A 21,276-nucleotide genomic window follows, 5' to 3' on the forward strand; every position below is an offset into this window, starting at 1 on the left:
CCCCGGACGCCATGCCGAGTTCGGTGGGTGGTGAAGAGGACATCGCCGCACAAGAAACCCGCTCGCGCCGTCTGATCCACGGCACGGCCCTGTTGTTCCTGGCCGTGGTGATGGGCGCCCTGGCGGCCCAGATCCATTTCAACCGGCAGGAACAGGCTCACACCCTGGCGGCGGCCACGGCGGCCAAGGCCCGGGCTTATGAACAGGCCATGGCCCGCCAGGTGGAGCTGTTCGACGCCCAGTTGCAGATACTTCAGCACGAGTGGCAGGACGATCGGGCCGGCTTTCCCGCCAGCATCGCCCGGCTGCGCTACGGCAGCCTGCGCGGCTACGAGGTGAGCGTGGCGGTGGTGGACGCCCATGGCGTGGTGGCGTTCTACGACGCCCCCGGGTTTGCCGCCCGCTCCCGCCAGGCTCCCCTGAATGTCGAGGACCGGGACTACTTCCGCTTCTTCCAGCAGACCCCTGCCAACCTGCTCTACGTCGGCGGCGTCGCCCCCAGCCGCCTGACCGGGCGCATGGTGCTGCCCTTCGCCCGGCCCCTGCTCGACGGCCGGGGCACGCTGCTGGGCGTGATCTGCCTGATCGTCTATCCCGACTACCTGAACAAGCTGGGGGGCTTCGTGGATTTGGACCCGGCGGACCGGCTGGTGGTGCTCGACCGCTACGGGCGGGTGGCCAACGGCAACGCCGGCCAGCCGCCAGGACAGCTTCCGCCCGAGATCATGCGGCCGGCCGCCGGCCGCCCCACCGGCGCCGAGCTGCGGGGCGACGGCGTGTTGGCCTGGCGCACCCTGCGCGACTACCCCTTTACCATCCTGCTGCAAAACGACGGCCACGAACTGCGGCGCCACCAGGGTGCCCTGGAGCGCTCCTACGTCCTCATCGCCGGGCTGCCCCTGCTGGGCATGTTCGCCGGGGTGGGCTTCCTGCTGCGCGACGTGAGGCGCCGTTCCCGGATGCTGCGCGAGCTGGTGCGCAGCGAACTGATGGCCGCCAGCGTGGTGGACGCCATGGCCGAGGGAGTGATGCGCATCGACCCCGCGGGCGTCATCCGCGCCGCCAATGGGGCCGCCTGCCGCATCCTGGCCATGGACGAGGACCGCCTGGTGGGGCTGTCGGCCCTGAGCGAGGACTGGCAGGTGATCCACCCCGACGGCCGCGAGTGCCGCGTGGACGAGCTGCCCACCACCATCGCCCTGCGTACCGGCGCCCCCCAGGCCAACGCCACCCTGGGGTTCGTCCGGGCCGACGGCAGCCGGGTCTGGCTCAACCTGTCCACCCGGCTGCTGCCCCGGGAGGCGGGGGGCGGCGTGCTGGCCTCCTTCGCCGACGTCACCGCCCTCATGGACCGGGCCCTGGAGGCGCGCCTGGGCAGCGCCGTGGTCCAGTCCATGGCCCAGGCGGTGGTGGTCACCAACCAGGTCGGCACCATTGTGCGCATCAACCCGGCCTTCGAGGAGCTCTACGGCTACGGCGAGCGCGACGCCCTGGGGCGGCGCGCCGGCTTCTACCGCTCCGACCGTCACGACCGGGAGTTCTACCGCGCCATGTGGCGCGACCTGGCGGAGCGGGGCCACTGGCAGGGCGAGGTGTGGAACCGGCACCGGGACGGCCGGGCGCTGCTGGTGTGGGCCTCCATCGACGCGGTGCGCGACGAGAACGGCCAAGTGGCCCACTACGTGGCCCTTTACCAGGACATCACCGAGAAGAAGCACGCCGAAAACGAAATGTGGTTCGGCGCCAACCACGACGCCCTGACCCGGCTGCCCAACCGGCGCCTGTTCCAGGACCGCCTGGACAAGGCCCTGGCGGTGGCCGAGCGGAGCGCGGAAAAGGTGGGGCTGCTGTTCGTCGATCTGGACCGGTTCAAGCCAGTCAACGACACCTACGGCCACGCCGTGGGGGATGCCTTGCTGGTCCTGGTGGCACAGCGCCTCAACGCCCTGGTGCGCGGCTCGGATACGGTGGCGCGCCTGGCGGGGGATGAATTCGTCGTGCTGCTGGCCGGGGTGGCCGGGGCGGCGGACGTGCGCCGCGTCGCCGATGGGGTGGTGGCCGAGATTGCGCGTCCCTTCGACGTGAACGGCCTGCACCTGGAAATCTCCGCCAGCGTCGGGGTGGTCTTCTTCCCCGACCACGGCCGGGACGTGGATACCCTGCTGCACATCGCCGACCAGGCCATGTACCGGGCCAAGGCAGCGGGGCGCAACGGCTACGTCGTGGCCGACATCGCGCCGGCCTAGCCTAAGCCGCTCGGCCTCCGCCTAGGCCCGGAGGGGGGATGCAAGCTGGGTCTCCGGAAACGCAGGATGCGGCCTGCCTGCCTACCCCGTTCTCCCTTCACGCCTGCTTGCCGTAGTCGCCGAAGGCAGCCAGGGCCTCGGCCATCGCTTCCGCCCCGAGCAGCACCGGGCCGGCGGCCCCCAGGGCGGCGGCCAGCTGGCAGGCCCGGGCGTACTGCTCGCACAGCACTTCCAGTTCCAGCCCCAGGTCCAGGGCCTGGTCCAGGCTTTCCCCGATCACCGCCATGCCGTGGTTGGCCATCAGGCAACCGCGCCGGCCGGCCATGGCCGCCACCACCCCGTCGGACAGGGCCTGGGTGCCGAAGGTGGCGTAGGGCGCACAGCGCACCGTGTCGCCGCCGAAGCGGGCGATCATGTAATGGAAGGGCGGAATCTCCCGGCGCAGGCAGGCCAGAGCCACCGCCGCGGTGGAGTGGGCGTGCAGCACCGCGTGGGCTTCGGGCCGGGCGGCGTAGAGGTCCCGGTGCAGGCGCCATTCCGAACTGGGCTTGCGCCGGCCGCGCACCGTGCCGTCCAGGCCGACGAAGGGCAGGTCGTCCACCGTCAGCCCCTCGTAGGCCATGCCGGTGGGGGTGATGTAGAAGCCGGGCCGGGGGGCGCTGCCGAGGTCATCCCGCCAGGTGCCGCGCACCGACAGGTTGCCCGAGGTGCCCGGGGTGAGGCGCATCCCGACCAAACGCTGGATGGCGCAAAGCAAGGCGGGGCGCGGGTCTTGGTGGGGCATGGCTGGAAGTCCTTATCTGGCGCGGGGTTTCAGGGTGGCTGCCTGAAGATCCTTTGCTGGCGCGGGGTTCAGCGGGGCAGGGCGCCGGCCCGCTCCGGGTATAGGGCGGCCAGCCCGGCGCCGCTGGCCGGGCAGACGCCCCGCTCGGTGATCAGGGCCGTCACCAGGGCCGCCGGGGTGACGTCGAAGGCCGGGTTGGCCACCGGCCGTTCCGCCGGTAGCTGGCGCACCGTGGCCGGCCGGTCCGCATCGTCCCGGCCCGGCACCTGGCGCAGTTCGTCGCCGGCACGCTCTTCGATGGGGATGGCGCTGCCCGCCGGGCAGGCAAAGTCCAGGGTGGACACCGGGGCGGCGACGAAGAAGGGCACGCCGTGGGCCCGGGCGGCCAGGGCCTTGAGGTAGGTGCCGACCTTGTTGGCCACGTCGCCGTTGGCGGCGATGCGGTCGGCGCCGACGATCACCGCGTCCACCCGGCCCTGCATCATCAACAGGCCGGCGGCGTTGTCGGCGATCACCGTGTGGGGCACGTCCCGCTCGGCCAGTTCCCAGGCGGTGAGCAGGCCCTGGTTGCGCGGCCGGGTTTCCGACACCCAGACGTGCACCGGCACCCCGTCGGCGTGGAGCCGGTAGATGGGGGCCAGGGCGGTGCCGTGGTCCACCGTGGCCAGCCAGCCGGCGTTGCAGTGGGTCATGATGTTGAGGGGGCGGGGCGCTGCCGTGGCGGTAGCGGCGCTGCCGGCCTGGGCCAAGGTCCCCGTCCCTATTGGGTTTCCGGAGGAGGCGTCGATTCCGCTGATTTCAGCGAGCAGCCGGGCCGCGCCGTGGGTGCCGATGGCGGCGCACTGGGCGGCGTCCTCGTGGGCGATGGCCCAGGCTTCCACCCAGGCCGCCTCGGCCCGGGCGGCCGGGGGCAGGGGGCGCAGCAGGGCTTCCAGCCGGGCCAGGGCCCAGGCCAGGTTCACCGCCGTGGGCCGGGTGGCGGCGAGCAGGGCGGTGGAGGCAGCCAGGTTGGCGTCCGAGGCGTCCTCGGCCATCGCCAGGGCCAGGCCGAAGGCGGCCACGGCACCGATCAGGGGCGCCCCCCGGGTCTGCATGGCGGCGATGGCGTGGGCCGCATCGTCGCGGTGGGCCAGGGGAATCCACGCCTTGGCGAAGGGCAGGCGGGTCTGGTCGAGAATCTCCACGGCCCGGCCGGCGGGGGCGGGGCGTAGGGAGGAGAACGTGGCGGGGGCGGCGGTGGCGGGCATCGGTGGCGGGCTGCGAAAACTGGAAAACGGGGCGGGAAAGGGGCAGCGGGTGGCGCAATGAATCAGGGGGGGCGCCGGCGCGTCACGGCAGTGGCCGTGCCGGTGGCTCGGGGCTCGGGGAGGGCGGACAACTGCGCCAGGGCACGGGGACGGCTCGTGCCCCCGTTCCCACCGCAACGGGGAAATGGCGCTGGAATGGCGCCAGGCTCCACGGCGGGACTCCCGGGGGGCGATTGTGGCATAGTCCAAGCCTTCGTCCGTCCTGTGTCGCCGCCGACCACCGACCATGATCGCCACTCCGGTTTCCTTTACCTCCAAGCTGCCCCAGGTGGGCACCACCATCTTCACCGTCATGTCCAAGCTGGCCGCGGACGTGGGGGCCATCAACCTGTCCCAGGGCTTTCCCGACTTCCAGGCCGAGCCGGCCCTGTTCGAGGCGGTGGAGCGGGCCATGCGCGAGGGCCACAACCAGTACCCGCCCATGGCCGGCCTGCCGGCCTTGCGCCAGGCCATCGCCGCCAAGGTCCAGGCCCTCTATGGCCGGGCCTACGATCCGGACAGCGAGATCACCGTCACCGCCGGGGGCACCCAGTCCCTGTTCACCGCCATCGCCGCCTTCGTCAGACCAGGGGACGAGGTGATCGTCTTCGAGCCGGTGTACGACTCCTACGTGCCGGCCATCGAGACCGTGGGCGGCAAGGCCGTGGCCGTGCCCCTGACCTTTCCCGAGTTCAGCTACGACTGGGCGGCGGTGAAGCAGGCGATCACCGCCAAGACCCGCATGATCATCGTCAACTCGCCCCACAACCCCACCGGCTCGCTGATGGGCCCGGCGGACCTGGCCGAGCTGTCGGCCCTGGTGGATGGCAGCGACATCGTGGTGCTGTCCGACGAGGTCTACGAGCACATCACCTTCGACGGCGTGCGCCACGAGAGCCTGGCCCGCCACGACGCCCTGGCGGCGCGCACCCTGATCGTCTCCAGCTTCGGCAAGACCTACCACATCACCGGCTGGAAGATCGCCTACTGCTACGGCCCGGCGGCCCTCATGGCCGAGTTCCGCAAGGTGCACCAGTTCAACGTGTTCACCGTGCACGGCCCGTCCCAGTACGGCATCGCCGAATACATGCAGGAGCCGCGCCGCCACCTGGGGCTGGCCGATTTCTACGAGCAGAAGCGCGACTTCTTCCGCGCCCAGCTCGACGGCAGCCGCTTTGAGCTCTTGCCCTGCCGCGGCACCTACTTCCAGCTGGCCCGCTACGACAAGATCTCCGACCTGCCCGAAGCCCAGTTCGCCGAATGGCTGACCCGGGAGGCCGGGGTGGCGGCGATCCCGGTCTCGGCCTTCTACGCCAACGGCCGCAACGACGGCGTGGTGCGCTTCTGCTTCGCCAAGAAGGAAGAAACCCTGGCCGCGGCCGGGGAGCGGCTGCGCCGGTTGTAGGCGCCCGCCCGGTGGCCGGTGCCGCCGCCAAAGCAAAGAGGCCGCTGGTATTCCCAGCGGCCTCTTTGCTTTTCGCAGCTTCGATCAGCCGCCGCTCAGGCTGCGCGCCACCCAGAAGAGCAGGGCGCCGGCGACGATCAGCATGAACAGGTAGAAGCCCCAGGGCTGCTTCTTTTCGGCGTAGGGGTCGGACAGGCTGCGTTCCGCGCCCTCGGGCAGCTTGGCCAGCTGGGTGAGGGAGGTGCCGAAGGGGATGTTGATCTTGGCCCGGGCGTTCACCGCCCAGCCGTTGGCATCCAGGATCGGCCCCAGGGTGCGGGAGCGCAGCTTGAACCAGGCCAGCAGCACCGCCGGGCCGGAGATGAGCAGGACGATGCCGCCGACGGCCAGGGGCATTTGCCACCACTTGAGGCCGAGGAAGCCGGTGATCACCGTGGCGATGGCCGTGCCCACGGCGCCGATGGCCAGGCCGATGGCGGCGAAGATGCCGGCGAACTTGGCGGCGTCGAAGGCCGGGGGCGGCGGCGGAGCCGGCGGGGCGCCGCCTTCCAGGGTCTTGGTGGTGTTGGCCACGGCGGTGGCGGCCATCTGGTTGTCCCGGGCCTGGGCACGGGTGGCGGCAAATTTCTGGGCGGCGTCGCTGACCGCCTTGGCGGCCTTGCGGTAGGGCTGCCAGAAGGCCTGGCGCAGGCTGATCGGGTGGTCGAGGATCTTTACCACCACGGCGTCCCAGTCCCGGCCCTTGCGGTCGTAGAACACGCCGTTGCGGCCCACCATCAACTGGTCCGAATCCCCCGAGGTGAAGGCGGCGGCGATGGTCATCCTTTCGCCGTTGCGCACGCACTCGCAATAGACCAGGCATAGGCGCGACAGGGTGGCGGTGGCGGCGTGCTTGTCGGCGTTGTCCACCTTGACGCACAGGTCGCAGCTGCGTCCGTCGAGGAACAGGGTGCCGGCCTGGAACACGGCGCGCAGCTGTTTGCCGAGCTGGATGCCCACCCCGTTGCCATTGCCGTTGCCGTTGGCCACTTCGGCGGCCCGTTCGTTGCCGACGGCGGTGTAGAAGTCGCGGAAGGAGACGAAGTTGTGGGCCAGCTTGGCCAGGTCGCGCACGTAGCGCACCAGCCGGTCCACGTCGGCGAAGGCAGCGAATTCGGGGGCCAGGGCCGCGTCGGCGGCGATCAGCTCGGCCAGCTTGTCGCGCAGCCCGCTGTCGCGCAGCTCGGTGAGGCGTTCCCGGCCCAGGGCGGCCACCGGGGTGTCCACCGCCTGGGCGCGCCAGGCGCCGTAGGGGGCGAGCTTGTCCTGGAGGGACTGCCAGTCGCTGGCCGACAGGGCGGTGCGCTGGCCGAGCAGGGGCGCCACCACCTGGGCGGCGAAGGCGGCCAGGCGTTCCGCCCAGGCCGGGTTGAGGGCGGCGGCCAGGGGCAGGGCCGGCTCGGCGGCGCCGGGGGCGGCCACCTTGGCCAGGGGCAGGGCGGCGATGCTTTCGGCCTGGGCGGAAAGGACGGTGGCGGACAGCAGGCGGAAGTCGTCGCCGGAGGGGTTGAGGGCCGTGGCGGCGGCTTCGTCGTAGGCCGCCAGGCGGACCCGGGCGAACCAGTCGTCGATCTTGGCGCGCACCGCTTCCAGGGCGTCCCAGGCGGCCTCGGTGGCGTCCCCCAGGGGGCGCACCGCCGGATCGGCGTCGGCGGTGTGCTGCCAGGCCAGCCAGGCGTCGCTGTCGGCGACGAAACGTTCGAGCAGGTCGGCGGCGACGCCGGGCTCGCCGGACAGGTCCGGGGTGCTGCCGACGCTGCCGATCACTTCGGCGATGAGGGCCTTCAGGGCCTCGTCGTCGGTGGAGGCGGCGGTGACCACGCCGTCGCCGTTGAGGGGGGCGCCGGCCACCAGTTCGGCGTGGCCCTGGGTTTCCTCCAGGCCGATGTCCTCCTGGTCGGCCTTGCCCAGCACCGCCAGGATGCGCCGGGCGGCGGCGGCCAGGGGGGCGCCGGCCGCGTCGTCGCCGATGGCCGCCAGGGGCAACCGGGCGGCGCCCCGGGCGAGCAGTTCCCGGTGGGTGGCGGTGAGGCGCTCGCCGGCCCAGTGCAGGGCGGCGATCAACTCCGGCGCACGCACGTGGCCGTCGTGGTCGGTGTCGATCAGGGCCAGGGTCTTTTCGTCGAACTCCAGGCCCTTGACCGGGCATGAGAGGGCGACCCACAGCTTCTGGTCGAGCTGTTCCAGGTGCAGCAGGTCGGCGGCGGCGTCGAGGCGGACCTGATCGAAGCCGCCGGCGCGGAAGAACTTCCAGGTGTGGGCGTGGGGATGGGCGGGAGCGTTCATGGTTATTGTCGCGGTTTTAATGACGGTTCGATTAGGACGCACAGGGGCGGCAACGGTTCATTGCGCGGCGAAGACATGCTGCCACAGGGCGGTCACGGCGGCGATGTGGCTGGCCACCGAGTCCTTGGCGATGCGTGCCTTGGGGGCGTTGTTGAGGCGCTTGGCGTGTTGCAGGCGGCGGTATTCCCGGTAGGCGCGGCGCGCCCCTTCGGCCAGGTCGGCGGGGATCAGGCCCAGGTCGGCGGATATCTTCAGGAGGGCGATGTTGCCCAGGTTGCCGGTCAGCTCGGCATGGGCATGGGCGTAGCCGAGCACCAGGTACTGGACGATGAATTCCACGTCCACGATGCCGCCGGCGTCGTGCTTGATGTCGAACTCGGTATCTGTGCCGGTGGCCAGGTTGTCGCGCATCTTGTGGCGCATCGCCACCACCTCGTCGCGCAGGGCCTGGAGATCCCGGGGCTGGCGCAGCACTTCGACGCGGATGGCCTCGAAGGCTTCGCCCAGGGCCGGGTCGCCGGCGACGAAGCGGGCCCGGGTGAGGGCCTGGTGCTCCCACACCCAGGCGTGCTTGAGCTGGTAGTCGCGGAAGGCGGCGGTGGAGGTGACGATCAGGCCGGCGTCGCCGTTGGGGCGCAGGCGCAGGTCGGTCTCGAACAGGATGCCGGCCGGGGTGCGCGACGACAGCCAGGTGTTGATGCGCTGGGCGAGGCGGGCGTAGACCTCCTCGGCCTCCTGGGCCGGGTCGTCGTAGAGGAAGACGATGTCCAGGTCCGAGGCGTAGCCCAGTTCCTTGCCCCCCAGCTTGCCGTAGCCGATCACGGCGAAGGCCGGTTTGTCCCGGTGGCGCTGACGCAGGAAGCCCCAGCACAGTTCCAACACCGCCTGGACCAGGATGTCGGCCAGTTGCGAGAGGTTGTCGGAGAGCCGCTCCACCGTGAGCAGGCCGGCCAGATCCTGGGCGAGCAGGCGGAACACCTGGGCATGGTGGGCCTCGCGTAGCAGATCCATCTGCCGCTCGGCGTCGCCGGCGGTGTCGGCCAGATGGCGCGCCAGCTCGGCGCGGAAGGCGGTCCAGTCGGCCTGCCAATCCTCACGCACCTCGGTCAGGCGCGGGTCGAGCAGCACGTCGAGCAGGATCGGGTGGTGGTTCAGGTAGTCCGCCGCCCAGTGGGAGGCGCCGATCAGCTCGGCCACCTTCTGCCGCGCCAGGGGGTATTGCTGCAACAGGGCCAGGTAAGCGCCGCGCCGGCCGATGGTTTCGAGAAAGGCCAGGCAGCGGGCCAGGGTCTCGTCGGCCTCGGCGCCGGTCACCTGGCTGGCCGCCGCCGCCGCGTCGATCAGGCCCGGGGCCAGGGCGTCGAGACGTTCCCGGTTCTGGGTGGGCAGCTGCTGGTAGCGGCTGCCGGCGCGGAAGCGCTGGATCAGCGACAGGGTGTCGGCCGGGCGCCGGTAACCCAGGGCAGTGAGCTTGGCCGCCGCCACCTCGTCGTCCAGGCCGCCCTGCCACAGGGGCGCCGAGCCCTCGCACTCGGGGCGCTTGCCTTCCGGGTCGGCGAACACCGCCTCGAAGTGGCGCGAGACGCGCTGGCGGTGGTCGTCGAGCACGGCGAGGAAATCGTCCCAGCCGGCAAAGCCCATGGAGGCGGCGAGGCGGGCCCGATCCTGGCCGCCGCCGCTCTCGATGCCGGGCAGACGGTGGGTCTGGGCATCCTCGAACCATTGCAGGCGGTGCTCGACCCGGCGCAGGAAGTCGTAGGCCCGGGTCAGCTCGGCCACCGCGTCGGGGCTGAGGAAGTTGCGCTCGGCCAGGCGGGCGAGCACTTCCAGGGTCGGCTTGACCTGCAACTGGGAGTCGCGGCCGCCGCGGATGAGCTGGAACACCTGGGCGATGAACTCGATCTCGCGGATGCCGCCGGGGCCGAGCTTGACGTGATCGGCCATGTCCTTGCGCGCCACCTCGCGGCGGATCTGGGCGTGCAGGTCGCGCATGGCGTTGATGGCGCCGAAGTCCAGGTACTTGCGGAAGACGAAGGGGCGCACCACCTGGGCCAGGGCCTGGGCGTGGCAGGTCTGGCACAGGTCGTTCATCACCCGGCCCTTGATCCAGGCGTAGCGCTCCCACTCCCGCCCCTGGGTGATAAAGTAGTTTTCCAGGGAATCCAGTGAGCACACCAGGGGGCCGGAATCGCCGTTGGGGCGCAGGCGCATGTCCACGCGGAACACCCGGCCGTCGCCGGTGACATCGTCGATGGCGTTGATCAGCCGCTTGCCCAGGCGCGAGAAGAAGTCGTAGTTGTCGAGGCCCTTGTCGGTCTGGCCTTCCTCCGGATAGACGAAGATCAGGTCGATGTCCGACGAGACGTTGAGCTCCCTCCCCCCCAGCTTGCCCATGCCCACCACCGCCAGGGTGAGGGCCTGGCCGTCGGCGCCCCGGGGCTCGCCGTGCTGGGCGGCCAGGCCGGCGTGGAAGAAGGCCAGGGCGGCGTTTACCGTCACCTCGGCCAGGGAGGTCATGGTTTCCACCACCTCGGCCAGGGGCGCCAGGCCGGTCAGGTCGCGCACCGCCAGGTGGGCCATGGCGAAGGCGCGCAGGGCGCGCAGCTCGCGCTTGAGGGCGTCGTCGCCGTCCGCCGCCGCCAGTCGGGGCGCCAGCCATTCGGCCAGGGCGTCCCGGTCGAGGGGTGCCTGCCAGCGGGCGGCCACCGCCTCCTCCAGGCCCGGGCGGGCGCCCAGCAGCCGTTCCAGAAAGCGGCTGTGGGCGACGGCGGTGGCGCGGGCGCTTGCCCAGTCGGTGGGGAGGGGCAACGGAGACGCGGTGGGGAGCGAGGCGGAGACGGGGAGGGGAGTGGGGTTCATGTAAAATGAAGAACTGATCAGGGCGAGGCAGGATGCGGGGTGCGGGGCGCTCGGGGGAACCTTCTCCGGCCGCGACGGGCTGCCGCAGCCGGCGGGGCGGAGAGCGCCATAAGGCGCCCCTGGTCGTGCCGCCGGAGCAAAGCCGCATCCTAGGGCGTGCTCCCCGCAGATTCAAGGCTGTATTGCCGCTGGCCTTGCTGCTGCCTCCCGATCGTTCCGCATCTGCCCTTCATATTCGCCGCCACCGCCTAGCCCGCCCGCTTTTTCCACCGTGACCGATCCCCGCCCCGACACCGACGCTTCCGCGCCCTCGCCGCAGCCGGCCGCCCTGCGCCGCCTGGTCTACCGGCGCACCGCCAGGTTGCGCCGTCCGGCGATGCGCCGTGTGCTGGAGGCCCTGTACTGGGCGGCGATGGGGGCGATCCTGCTGTTCTCGGCGGTGGCCTTGTTCCTGCGCTACTACGCCCTGCCCCGGGTGGAGGAATTCCGCCCCCAGATCGAGCAGGCCCTGTCCGGCGCCCTCAAGCGCCCGGTCACCCTGGGCAAGATCGAAGCCCGCTGGGAGCGGCTGCGCCCCGGCGTGACCTTGTCCGACCTGACCCTGTCCGACGAATCCGGCCGGCCGGTGCTGACCCTGCCCCGGGTCGAGGCGGTGGTGGCCTGGCGTTCCCTGCCCCTGCTTTCCCTGCACCTGCACCGGCTGCTCATCGACGCGCCCGAGCTGCACATCCAGCGCGACCCCGACGGCAAGCTGCTGGTGGCGGGCATGCCCGTGTCCGCCGACAACGACGAGGGCGGCGCCAGCGACTGGGTACTGTCCCAGGATCTGATCGAAATCCGCCAGGCCCGCCTGGTCTGGGAGGACCGGCTGCGCAACGCCCCGGTCCTGGCCCTGGCCGGGGTGGATCTGCGCCTGCAAAACAGCCTGTCGGCCTTCGGACGCCACCGCTTCGGCCTGCGCGCCGATCCGCCGGCCGGGGTGGCGAGCCGCATCGAAGTGCGCGGCGACCTGTCCACCCGGGACCTGACCCGGCCGTCGACCTGGAAGGGCACCCTCTACGCCAACCTGGACGACACCGACCTGGCGGCCTGGAACTTGTGGCTCGACCTGCCCCTGGAACTGCACCGGGGCCGGGGCGGGGTGCGTTTGTGGCTGGACTTCGACCGGGGCACGGTGGCCTCCGCCGCCGCCGACCTGCGCCTGGCGGACGTGGACCTGCGGGTCAGTCCCCGGCTGCCGGCCCTGGACGTGGACGCCCTGGCCGGCCGGATCGGCTACCGGCGCTTGGGGGACGGCCTGCCTTTGCAGGAGGTGCGTGCCCGGGGCCTGACCCTGGCCGCCAGCGCGCCGGATGCCGGGGAGCGCGGCGAGAGCGGCAAGCATGACGCCGCCAAAAGCGCCGCCGGCCGGGTGGTGATCCCGCCCACCGACTTCACCCTGGCCTGGCGTATGGACGACCAGGACACCTATCTGGAAGCCTCGGCCAGCCGCCTGGAACTGGACGGCCTGGCCCGCCTGGCGCGGCGCCTGCCCCTGCCCGACCAGGCCCTGGCCCTGCTCGACGAGGCCCGCCCCCGGGGGCTGCTGCGCGAGGCCCAGGTGCGCCTCGACCGCAAGGGCCAGGCCCCCGCCGACTACAGCTACCGGGTGCGCTTCGAGCAGCTCGGCATGGCGCCCCTGGGGGCCGTGCCCGGCGCCAGCGGGCTGTCCGGCCTGATGGAAGGGCGCCAGGACAGCGGCCGCCTGACCCTGGATTCCCATGGCGCCCACCTGCTGCTGCCCCGGGTCTTCCCCGATCCGGATCTGGCCTTCGACCAGTTGAGCGCGGCCATCGGCTGGACCGTGGAGCGTCGGGCCGGGGCGCCGGCTCAGGTGGGCGTGACCCTGGAAAAAGTGGCCTTCGCCAACGCCGACGCCGCCGGCAGCGCCCGGGGCACCTACCGCTACACCGGCCAGGGCGGCGGCGTCATCGACCTGGGGGCCGAGTTGACCCGGGCCCGGGGCGACGCGGTGTGGCGCTACCTGCCCAACACGGTCGGCGAGGATGCCCGGGTCTGGCTGCGCCGCGCCATCACCGCCGGCCACGCCACCAACGGCCGGCTCGTGCTCAAGGGCGACCTGGACCGCTTCCCCTTCCGCGGCAACGCCGGCGGCCAGTTCCTGGTCACCGGCGACATCCACCAGGCCCGCCTGGAGTACGCCGACGGCTGGCCCGCCATCGACGGCATCGAAGGCAGCCTGCGTTTCGAGGGCGAGCGCATGACCATCCGCGCCAAGGACGGCCACATCCTGGCCGCTCGCCTGCCCCAGGTGGAAGCGACCATCCCCGACCTGGAGGCGCCGGAAGAGCTGCTCGTCATCAAGGGTCGGGCCGAGGGCCCCACCGCCGCCTTCCTCGACTTCGTCGAGCAGAGCCCGGTGGGCAACCGCATCGACCACTTCACCGAGGACATGCGCGCCCAGGGCAACGGCGGCCTGGACCTGGACATCCGCATGCCCCTGCGCAAGGTGACGGACACCACCGTCGCCGGTCAGTACGAATTCCGCGACAACCAGCTCGCCGTGGTGTCCGGCCTGCCGCCCCTGACCCGGGTCAACGGCAAGCTCGCCTTCACCGACCAGGGCATTTCCATCCGCGCCATCACCGGCCAGTTCATGGGCGGCCCGGTGACCGTGGAGGCCCGCTCCGAGGCGGAACGGGTGCGGGTCGGCTTCCGCGGCAGCGCCACCGTGGCCGAGGCGCGGCGGGCGTGGCAGGACGTGCTGCCGGGCCCCTTCTTCGACGCCCTGTCGGGCCAGGCCGCCTACCGGGGCGAGGTGCGGGTGAAAAAGCGCAGCGCCGAGGTGGTGGTGGACAGCGACTTGAAGGGCGTCGCTTCCAGTTTGCCGGCGCCCCTCAACAAATCCGCCGCCGATGTCCTGGCCTTGCACGTGGAGCGCTCCCGGATTCCCGGCACCACGCCCCTGGACCAGTTGAAGATCCAGGTCGGCCGCGTCGCCAGCGTCACCTTGCAGCAGCGCACCGGCCCCGACGCTCCCCTGGAGCGGGGCGTGGTGACCATCGGCGAAGGGGCGGCGGCGACCCTGCCGACCCGGGGGCTGGGGGTGTCGATCGCCGTGCCGCGCTTCGACGTGGCCGAGTGGAAGCGCCTCGCCGACGACGGCAAGGACGGCGGCGCCGGCGGTGCCTCGCTGCCCACGGTGGTCAACCTGCGCACGCCGGAACTGATCCTGTCCGGCCGACGCTTCCACGACGTCACCCTGCGTGCCCAGCCCCAGGCCGGCGGCGTTTCGGGCCGGGGCGACGGGCCGCCGGTCCTCGCCGCCCAGCTGTCGTCGAAGGAGGTGGACGGCCAGCTGTCCTGGGAAGGTCCCGGTGCCAATCTGCCCAACGGCCGTCTGGTGGGGCGCTTCAAGCAGATCACCCTGCCCGAGTCGGAAGTGAAGAGCGCCCTGTCCGGCGAGGGAGATGCCCTGACCCGCCTGCCGGCCCTGGATATTTCCGCCGAGAATTTCGTCTATGAAGGCCGGCGCCTCGGTCGCCTCGACCTGCGTGCCGCCAACGAGGCCCGCAGCGGTTCCGGGGCCGCCGCCGTAGCGCCGCCCTGGCGCATCGACCGGCTGGCCCTGTCTGGCGCCGACGGCCAGATCGCCGCCAGCGGCCGCTGGCGCCCGCCTGCCGGCGCCGACCGGGGCGAGACCCGCCTCGACGTGGCGGTGGAAGCCTCCGACATCGGCAAGTTCCTCGCCCGCCTCGGCCAGCCCGACGCGGTGCGGCGCGGCCAGGGCAAGCTGACCGGCCGCCTGTCCTGGGTCGGCAGCCCCGCTGACCTGGACGTGGCCAGCCTGTCCGGCCAGTTGCACGTGGAGGCGGAGAAGGGCCAGTTCGCCAAGATCGAGCCGGGGGCGGGCAAGCTCCTCGGCCTGCTGTCGCTGCAAGCCCTGCCGCGGCGCGTCACCCTGGATTTCCGCGACATCTTCTCTGAGGGCTTCGCCTTCGAGTCGATCAGCGGCGACGTGACCCTGGACCGGGGCCGGGCGCGCACCAGCGACCTGCTCATCGACGGCCCGGCGGCGCGCATCAAGCTGGGCGGCGAGGTGGATCTGGACAAGGAAACCCAGAATCTCAAGGTGACGGTGCAGCCGTCCCTGACCAACGCCGTGGCCCTGGGGGTGGCGGTGGTCAACCCGGTAATCGGCGCCGCCGCCTACCTGGCGCAGAAGGTGTTGCAGAATCCGATCGAAAAGGTGTTTTCCTTCGACTACCGGGTGACCGGAACCTGGGCCGATCCCAAGGTCGAAAAGGAAGGGCGCCGCCCCGCCGTCTTCCCCGCCCACGATGGCGAGGCGCCGGGCGCCGCCCCTTCCGCCGAAAGCAAGGACAGCAAGGACGCAAAATGACTTCCACCGCTTCTTCCCTCGCGCCGGTGCGCCTGGCCGCCGCGCAGATGGTGTCCGGCCCCCGGGTCGCCGACAACCTGAAAACCGCCGGCCGCCTGGTGGCCGAGGCCGTGGCCCAGGGCGCGACCCTGGTGGCCCTGCCCGAGTACTTCCCGATCATCGGGGCCTCAGACGCCGACAAGGTGGCGGCCCGGGAGAAGGACGCCGAGCAGGGCGGCGGCGGGCCAATCCAGGACTTTCTGGCCGAGACCGCGGCGCGCCACGGCATCTGGCTGATCGGCGGCTCGGTGCCCCTGGAGGCCTCCGCCCCGGACAAGATGCGCAACAGCAGCGTTGCCTACGGTCCGGACGGCAAGCGGGTGGCGCGCTACGACAAGATCCACCTGTTCGGCTTCCAGAAGGGTGCCGAGCGCTATGACGAGGCCGCCACCATCGAGGCCGGCGACACCCCGGTGGCCTTCGATACGCCCTTCGGCCGGGTCGCCCTGTCGATCTGCTACGACCTGCGCTTTCCCGAGCTGTACCGGCGCCTGGCCGGCGGCGTGGATGGCAACGACAAGCCGGTGGACCTGATCGTCATGCCGGCGGCCTTCACCGAGACCACCGGCCGCGCCCACTGGGAAATCCTGCTGCGCGCCCGGGCCATCGAAAATCAGTGCTACCTGCTGGCCGTGGGCCAGGGCGGCCGCCACGAAAGCGGCCGGGAGACCCACGGCAACAGCATGGTGGTGGGCCCCTGGGGCGACATCCTGGACCGCAAGCTGAAAGGCCCGGGGGTGGTGATCGCCGATTTCGACCCCACCTATCTGGCCGAGGTGCGCGCCAGCCTGCCCGCCCTCAAGCACCGGGTGCTGTGAGTCTTTTCCCGCCACGCGGCCGCCTGCCGGGTCGCGCCGTCACATACCGTTGCGCGCCGGCCGCGCCCCTGCGCTAAGCTGTTTCCGGGCCCGATGCAGGATTCTGTATCCGCGATCCCGCCCGAATCGAATCTGGAGTTTCCATGAGCAAGAAAGCCACCGCCACCCGCACCGCCGCTGCCAATCCCCTGGCGGTCGCCGACAGCCTGCTGCTGGCCCCCTTCGACCTGTCCGAATCCACCCTGGACAAGGTGTTCACCCAGCTTAACGCGCCGGGCGTGGACGACGCCGACCTGTACTTCCAGTACACCCGCTCCGAGTCCTGGGCCCTGGAAGAGGGCATCGTCAAATCCGGTAGCTTCAACATCGACCAGGGCGTCGGCGTGCGCGCCGTGTCCGGCGAAAAGACCGCCTTCGCCTACTCCGACGACATCGGCCTGGCGGCCCTCAGCGACGCCGCCGCCGCGGTGCGCTCGATCACCGCCGCCGGCCAGAACAAGCGGGTTGCCGCCGGTCAGCGCCGCCGCAATCTGGTGGACGGCCGCGCCCTGTACGCCGCCCAGGACCCCCTGGCCTCCCTGCCGGCGGAAGCCAAGGTCAAGCTGCTGGAGCGGCTCGAAGCCTTCGCCCGGGCCTGCGATCCCCGGGTCACCCAGGTGATGGCCTCCCTGGCCGGCGAATACGACGTGGTGCTGGTGATGCGCGCCGACGGCCGTCTGGCCGCCGACGTGCGTCCCCTGGTGCGGGTCGGCATCACCGTCATCGTCGAGGACAACGGCAAGCGCGAGCAGGGCCACGCCGGGGGCGGCGGTCGCTTCGACTACGGCTACTTCGACGAGGCCATGCTCGACCGCTACGCCCGGGAGGCGGTGCACCAGGCGGTCACCAACCTGGACGCCCGCCCGGCGCCCGCCGGCCCCATGACCGTGGTGCTCGGCCCGGGGTGGCCCGGCATCCTGCTGCACGAGGCGGTGGGCCACGGCCTGGAGGGCGACTTCAACCGTAAGGGCAGCTCGGCCTTTGCCGGCAAGCTGGGCCAGCGGGTGGCGTCCAAAGGCGTCACCGTGGTGGACGATGGCACCATCCCCGACCGGCGCGGCTCCCTCAACATCGACGACGAGGGCAACCCGACCCAGCGCACCGTGCTGATCGAGGACGGCATCCTCAAGGGCTACATGCAGGACAGCCTCAACGCGCGCCTGATGGGCGTCGCCCCCACCGGCAACGGCCGGCGCGAATCCTTCGCCCACCTGCCCCTGCCGCGCATGACCAACACCTACATGCTGGCCGGCGACAAGTCGCCGGAAGAGATCATCAAGTCGGTGAAGAAGGGCGTCTACGCGGTGAACTTCGGCGGCGGCCAGGTGGACATCACCAACGGCAAGTTCGTCTTCTCGATGAGCGAAGCCTACTGGGTCGAGAACGGCAAGATCATGTACCCGATCAAGGGCGCCACCCTGATCGGCAACGGCGCCGACGCGCTCACCCACGTCAAGATGGTGGGCAACGACATGGCCCTCGATTCCGGCGTCGGCACCTGCGGCAAGGAAGGCCAGAGCGTGCCCGTGGGCGTCGGCATGCCCACCGTGCGCATCGACGGCCTGACCGTGGGCGGCACCGCCTGAGCCATGGCCGATTCCACCCCGCTCAGCAAAACCCCGCGCCAGTCGGGGATCTCCAGAGGGTGTGCCGCGAAAGCCGCGCCCCTGCTGGTTCTTGGCGTGGTCCTGCTGGCGGGCTGCGCCAGTCCTGCCCCTTCGACCCCTGCCTTGCCCCGGGCCGGCACCGAGACGGTGATCGCCCCGGCCCCCCCGCCGGTGCCGCCCAAGCCGCCCATGACCTGGGACGAGGTCAAGCAGCGGGTCAAGGAAAAGAAGAGCGTGGACGAGATCGTCGGCGAGGCCCGGGTGCGCGGCGGCGACCTGGACTTGCCCCCGGCCAAGGTCCTCGAACTGACCCGGCAGGGCCTGCCCGTGGCCGTGCTGGAGGGCATCTACGCCCTGCGCCAGTCGGCCCGGGAGACGGACTGCGCCAGCCGCCTGCTGCAACGCGAGCAGGAGCTGGGCCGGGACGTCCAGCAGCGCGAGGCGCAGATTTTCCAGCAGGGCTACCAGCAAGGCACCCTGGTCTGCCGCGACCCCTTCTACGGCCCCCCCTTCCCGCGCTGGCCCTACCGGCGCTGGTAAGCCGGTCCGTCCGGCCGCTTGCGGAGCGAGCGTGGTGCCATGCCGCGCTTGTCTTCTCGCCTGGGCGTTGAGCTTTTCACGCCCCACCGCTTCCGTTTCGCCTTGATAAGCACGGCCTGGGGGGGGGCTGTGCCTGGCCCGATCGTCGGTACCGCAGGCTTTCCGGGCAATTCTGGGATGGCCGATACGAGCGATGCTCGTCGGCGGTGGAACAGCCTGTCAGTAAAAATTACTCTTTTTGCATAATGTTGCCGGTATATTGGCCCCACGAACCTGCCGACGGGATGGCAGCGTGCCCTCGTCCGGCTGGCTTACCCTGCAAAAGGAGTTGTCATGAGCGCTTTTGCCGACCGTCGTTCCAGTGATGCCGAGTCCCACACGGCTCGGAGACTCCAAGCCGCCGGCCAGGCCGGGGTAGCGCAGTTCGCCCCCTTTGTCCCGGAATCCCCTCAGAGTCTCGCCTTGCAAGCCAGGGCCGATGCCGGCGCCCAGGTCCGCCGCCTCGAACGGCTGGCCGTCGCGCAGCGCCAGGGGGCTGATGAGGATGAGACGCTGCAACCCAAGGCGCTCCCGGCGCAACGGGTGGGCGAAGGCGACGAGGAAGTGCCTCTCCAGAGGCGCTTCACGGCCGAGGGGGCAGTCGGGGGCGAAGTACGCAGTTCCAGCCCCTTGAGCGAGGCGGCCAGCCCCAACCGTACCGGCTTGCCCGACCCCCTCAAGGCCGGCATCGAGGCCCTTTCCGGAATCTCCATGGGCGGCGTGCGGGTGCATTACAACTCCGACAAGCCCGCCCAGCTCAGCGCCCTGGCCTTTGCCCAAGGTTCCGACATCCATGTGGCGCCGGGGCAGGAAAGGCATCTGCCCCACGAGGCGTGGCACGTGGTGCAGCAGGCCCAGGGGCGGGTGAAGCCCACGTTTCAGATGAAGAGCGCTCCGGTGAACGATGATCCGAGCCTGGAGCGGGAGGCGGACGCCATGGGCGACGCCGCAATGGGCGTCGGACAGAGAATGGCTCAAACGCTGGCAGGGGCCGGAACGCATGCCCTGGAGCGCTCGTCGGTCGCCGCCAGGAATTCATTGTGCAAGCCAGACCTTGCCTCGGCGGGGGGCGTCCAGCGCGTCGTCCAGCGGCTCATCATGCCGATACAGAATCTCCTCGTTCCCCTGGCGGGGAATACGCTGGCCAAGTTCAATGAAGTCATGGCGGCAATGAATATGCTGCCCTTGGGCCCCGCCGCAGGCATCGTCGTGCTGGTTCAGGTCGATGACCAGCATACGCCCAACCCGGCAGAGACCGATCTGAGCAACCAGCCGGGCGTGGACATCGAGGTGACGATCAGGAAGTGGTACCTGGACATCACCTCCGTCGGGGAAATCGTCGGCCTGGTCGCCCACGAACTGGGCGTCCACAACCTGGCCGACATGATGATTTCGAGAAGGGCCGGGCGGCGCGAGCGGCGGCGCAATGCCGCGGGCACCGGCTTCCAGGTGAACGTCAATGGCCGGGTCCATGGCGTGACCGGCTGGAATGCCCCCGTTGCCAACAACTGGGATGCCCAGGGCCGGCAGCGCGACCACGTCAATGTGGTGCGGGACCCCGGCGGCGTTGCGGGCAATGCCTCGGCGAGAACGCGGGCCTACGTGGACACCATGCTGAGCCTGGGGGACCAGATCAACGCCGTGCCTGCGGTCGGGCCCGCGGCGATTGCCGCGCGGCAACAGAAGCTGCGGGATCTGGTCCAGACTTTCCTCTTCGACTACGCCCGCATTCTGGTAACGAACGATGGGGGCGCCTGGGCGACGTTCAGGGATGCCGGCTTTATCGCCGACGTCATGAACTGGTACGAGAACGTGCTCGTCGCCCGCCATGCCGCAGCCCATCCATGGCTGCCGTTTCTGGCCGGGAATGCCACGGGCTGGGGCCTGCGCGGCTGGCTGCTGGGCAAGCTGGCCGCCTATTTCGCCAACCGGGCCGGGACCATGGTGCGCCGGGCGGCGAATTGGGTCGGGCGGTCCGTCGCTGGGGCCTGGCGCTGGGCCTTCGGCTGACCCCATCGCCGCTAGCCGCCTGGCCCGGCAACCGGGCTAGACAATCGCTCCAGGCAGCCGGGACAAGCTCAGGCTGCGCGATGCCGCAGCACCAGGCCGATGGCGAGCAGCGCCACGCCGGCCAGGGCGACCCAGGCGGGCTGGGCCTGGGCCGGGGATACGGCCGGGGCCTGGCCCGGGCCGCGCAGGATCAGCCGCCGGTTGGCCTGGACGACTTCCACGTGGCGCAGGAAATTCTGGCCGAGCAGGGCCATGGGCTGGCTGCCGGGCATGACGCCGACCGACAGGGGCAGGGGGCCGATGCCGCCGGCGGACACCTGCTGGCTCGCCACCATGCGGCCGGCCGCCGGCCCGGCGGCGGTCATGAAGGTGGCGCCGCGTCCGGGGCCGAGGTCCAGCTGGTCGGCCAGGGATTGGCTGACCGAGACGACGCTGGCGCCGCTGTCGATGAGAAAGCTGACCGGCCGGCCGTTGATCCGGCCGTCGATGTAGTGGTGCCCGTCCGGGGCGGCGGGAACGGTGATCTCGATCTGCCCGCCGGCCTGGCGCACGGCCGGGCTGCCCAGCCAGAGGAAGAAGGCGAAGAGCAGGGCGCCCAGGCCGAGGACGAAACACAGGGCCGCCAGGGTCGAGGTCCCGGGCGGCCTTCCTGCCCGTGCCCCAGTGTTTGGCGTGTGCGGCGTGTTGCGGGCCAGGGCGCCGCGCACCGTTTGCAGGCGCCGTTCCTTTTCCCCTTCGCTCAGGCGGAAGCGGTTTTGGCTAGCCTCTTGGAGGCGTTCCTGTCCCGATGCTTCCCTGTCGTCGCTCGCCATGGCCGGCCGTACCCCGCGTGATGGTGGGCGGCCATGCTGGCATGAAAGCCGGCCGAGGGGAACCG

At 71.2% G+C, this 21,276-nt stretch carries 12 protein-coding genes; 7 read left to right on the forward strand and 5 right to left on the reverse strand.

Features of this window, described 5'->3' with window-relative positions:
- The first annotated feature begins 11 nt into the window (after positions 1-11).
- Entirely contained in the window at positions 12-2,246 is a 2,235-nt protein-coding gene (locus LWW89_RS14600; RefSeq protein ID WP_293265431.1) for a diguanylate cyclase, read from the forward strand.
- Positions 2,247-2,343: 97 nt separating this feature from the next.
- Here the strand turns inward: LWW89_RS14600 and LWW89_RS14605 are convergent, their stop codons facing one another.
- Together LWW89_RS14605 and mtnA are read right to left on the reverse strand one after the other, a co-directional pair.
- Entirely contained in the window at positions 2,344-3,030 is a 687-nt protein-coding gene (locus LWW89_RS14605) for a class II aldolase/adducin family protein (RefSeq protein ID WP_293265433.1), read from the reverse strand.
- Between the two features lie 68 nt (positions 3,031-3,098).
- Entirely contained in the window at positions 3,099-4,277 is a 1,179-nt protein-coding gene (gene mtnA, locus LWW89_RS14610; RefSeq protein ID WP_293265435.1) for an S-methyl-5-thioribose-1-phosphate isomerase, read from the reverse strand.
- Positions 4,278-4,563: 286 nt separating this feature from the next.
- Here mtnA and LWW89_RS14615 point away from each other — a divergent pair, with 286 nt between their 5' ends.
- Positions 4,564-5,721, forward strand: coding sequence for a pyridoxal phosphate-dependent aminotransferase (locus LWW89_RS14615; RefSeq protein WP_293265437.1), 1,158 nt, complete (start codon positions 4,564-4,566; stop codon positions 5,719-5,721).
- Between the two features lie 84 nt (positions 5,722-5,805).
- On the opposite strand, the gene LWW89_RS14620 is transcribed toward LWW89_RS14615, so the two are convergent.
- Together LWW89_RS14620 and glnE are read right to left on the reverse strand one after the other, a co-directional pair.
- Complete coding sequence (locus tag LWW89_RS14620) at positions 5,806-8,046, reverse strand: hypothetical protein (protein WP_293265439.1); 2,241 nt, start codon at positions 8,044-8,046, stop codon at positions 5,806-5,808.
- Between the two features lie 57 nt (positions 8,047-8,103).
- Complete coding sequence (glnE, locus tag LWW89_RS14625) at positions 8,104-10,854, reverse strand: bifunctional [glutamate--ammonia ligase]-adenylyl-L-tyrosine phosphorylase/[glutamate--ammonia-ligase] adenylyltransferase (protein WP_293265441.1); 2,751 nt, start codon at positions 10,852-10,854, stop codon at positions 8,104-8,106.
- A gap of 322 nt (positions 10,855-11,176) precedes the next feature.
- Between glnE and LWW89_RS14630 the strand changes: the two genes are divergently transcribed.
- The 5 genes from LWW89_RS14630 to LWW89_RS14650 all read left to right on the forward strand — a co-directional run bounded on the left by LWW89_RS14630 (position 11,177) and on the right by LWW89_RS14650 (position 20,399).
- A complete protein-coding gene (locus LWW89_RS14630; protein WP_293265443.1) occupies positions 11,177-15,307 on the forward strand; it encodes a YhdP family protein in 4,131 nt (1,376 codons plus the stop codon).
- Positions 15,304-16,164: a carbon-nitrogen hydrolase family protein gene (locus LWW89_RS14635; protein WP_293265444.1), complete on the forward strand. Its 861-nt coding sequence runs from the start codon at positions 15,304-15,306 to the stop codon at positions 16,162-16,164. The genes LWW89_RS14630 and LWW89_RS14635 overlap by 4 nt, the downstream gene beginning before the upstream one ends.
- 143 nt (positions 16,165-16,307) lie before the next feature.
- On the forward strand, positions 16,308-17,789 hold the full coding sequence (tldD, locus tag LWW89_RS14640) for a metalloprotease TldD (protein ID WP_293265445.1): 1,482 nt from the start codon (positions 16,308-16,310) through the stop codon (positions 17,787-17,789).
- 3 nt (positions 17,790-17,792) lie between these two features.
- On the forward strand, positions 17,793-18,350 hold the full coding sequence (locus tag LWW89_RS14645; protein ID WP_293265446.1) for a hypothetical protein: 558 nt from the start codon (positions 17,793-17,795) through the stop codon (positions 18,348-18,350).
- Between the two features lie 333 nt (positions 18,351-18,683).
- On the forward strand, positions 18,684-20,399 hold the full coding sequence (locus tag LWW89_RS14650) for a DUF4157 domain-containing protein (protein WP_293265447.1): 1,716 nt from the start codon (positions 18,684-18,686) through the stop codon (positions 20,397-20,399).
- Positions 20,400-20,467: 68 nt separating this feature from the next.
- Here the strand turns inward: LWW89_RS14650 and LWW89_RS14655 are convergent, their stop codons facing one another.
- Positions 20,468-21,211: a retropepsin-like aspartic protease gene (locus LWW89_RS14655; RefSeq protein ID WP_293265448.1), complete on the reverse strand. Its 744-nt coding sequence runs from the start codon at positions 21,209-21,211 to the stop codon at positions 20,468-20,470.
- Between the last annotated feature and the right edge of the window lie 65 nt (positions 21,212-21,276).

Origin of the sequence: Oryzomicrobium sp. (assembly GCF_021287045.1) — a bacterium.
Classification (GTDB): Bacteria; Pseudomonadota; Gammaproteobacteria; order Burkholderiales; family Rhodocyclaceae; genus Oryzomicrobium.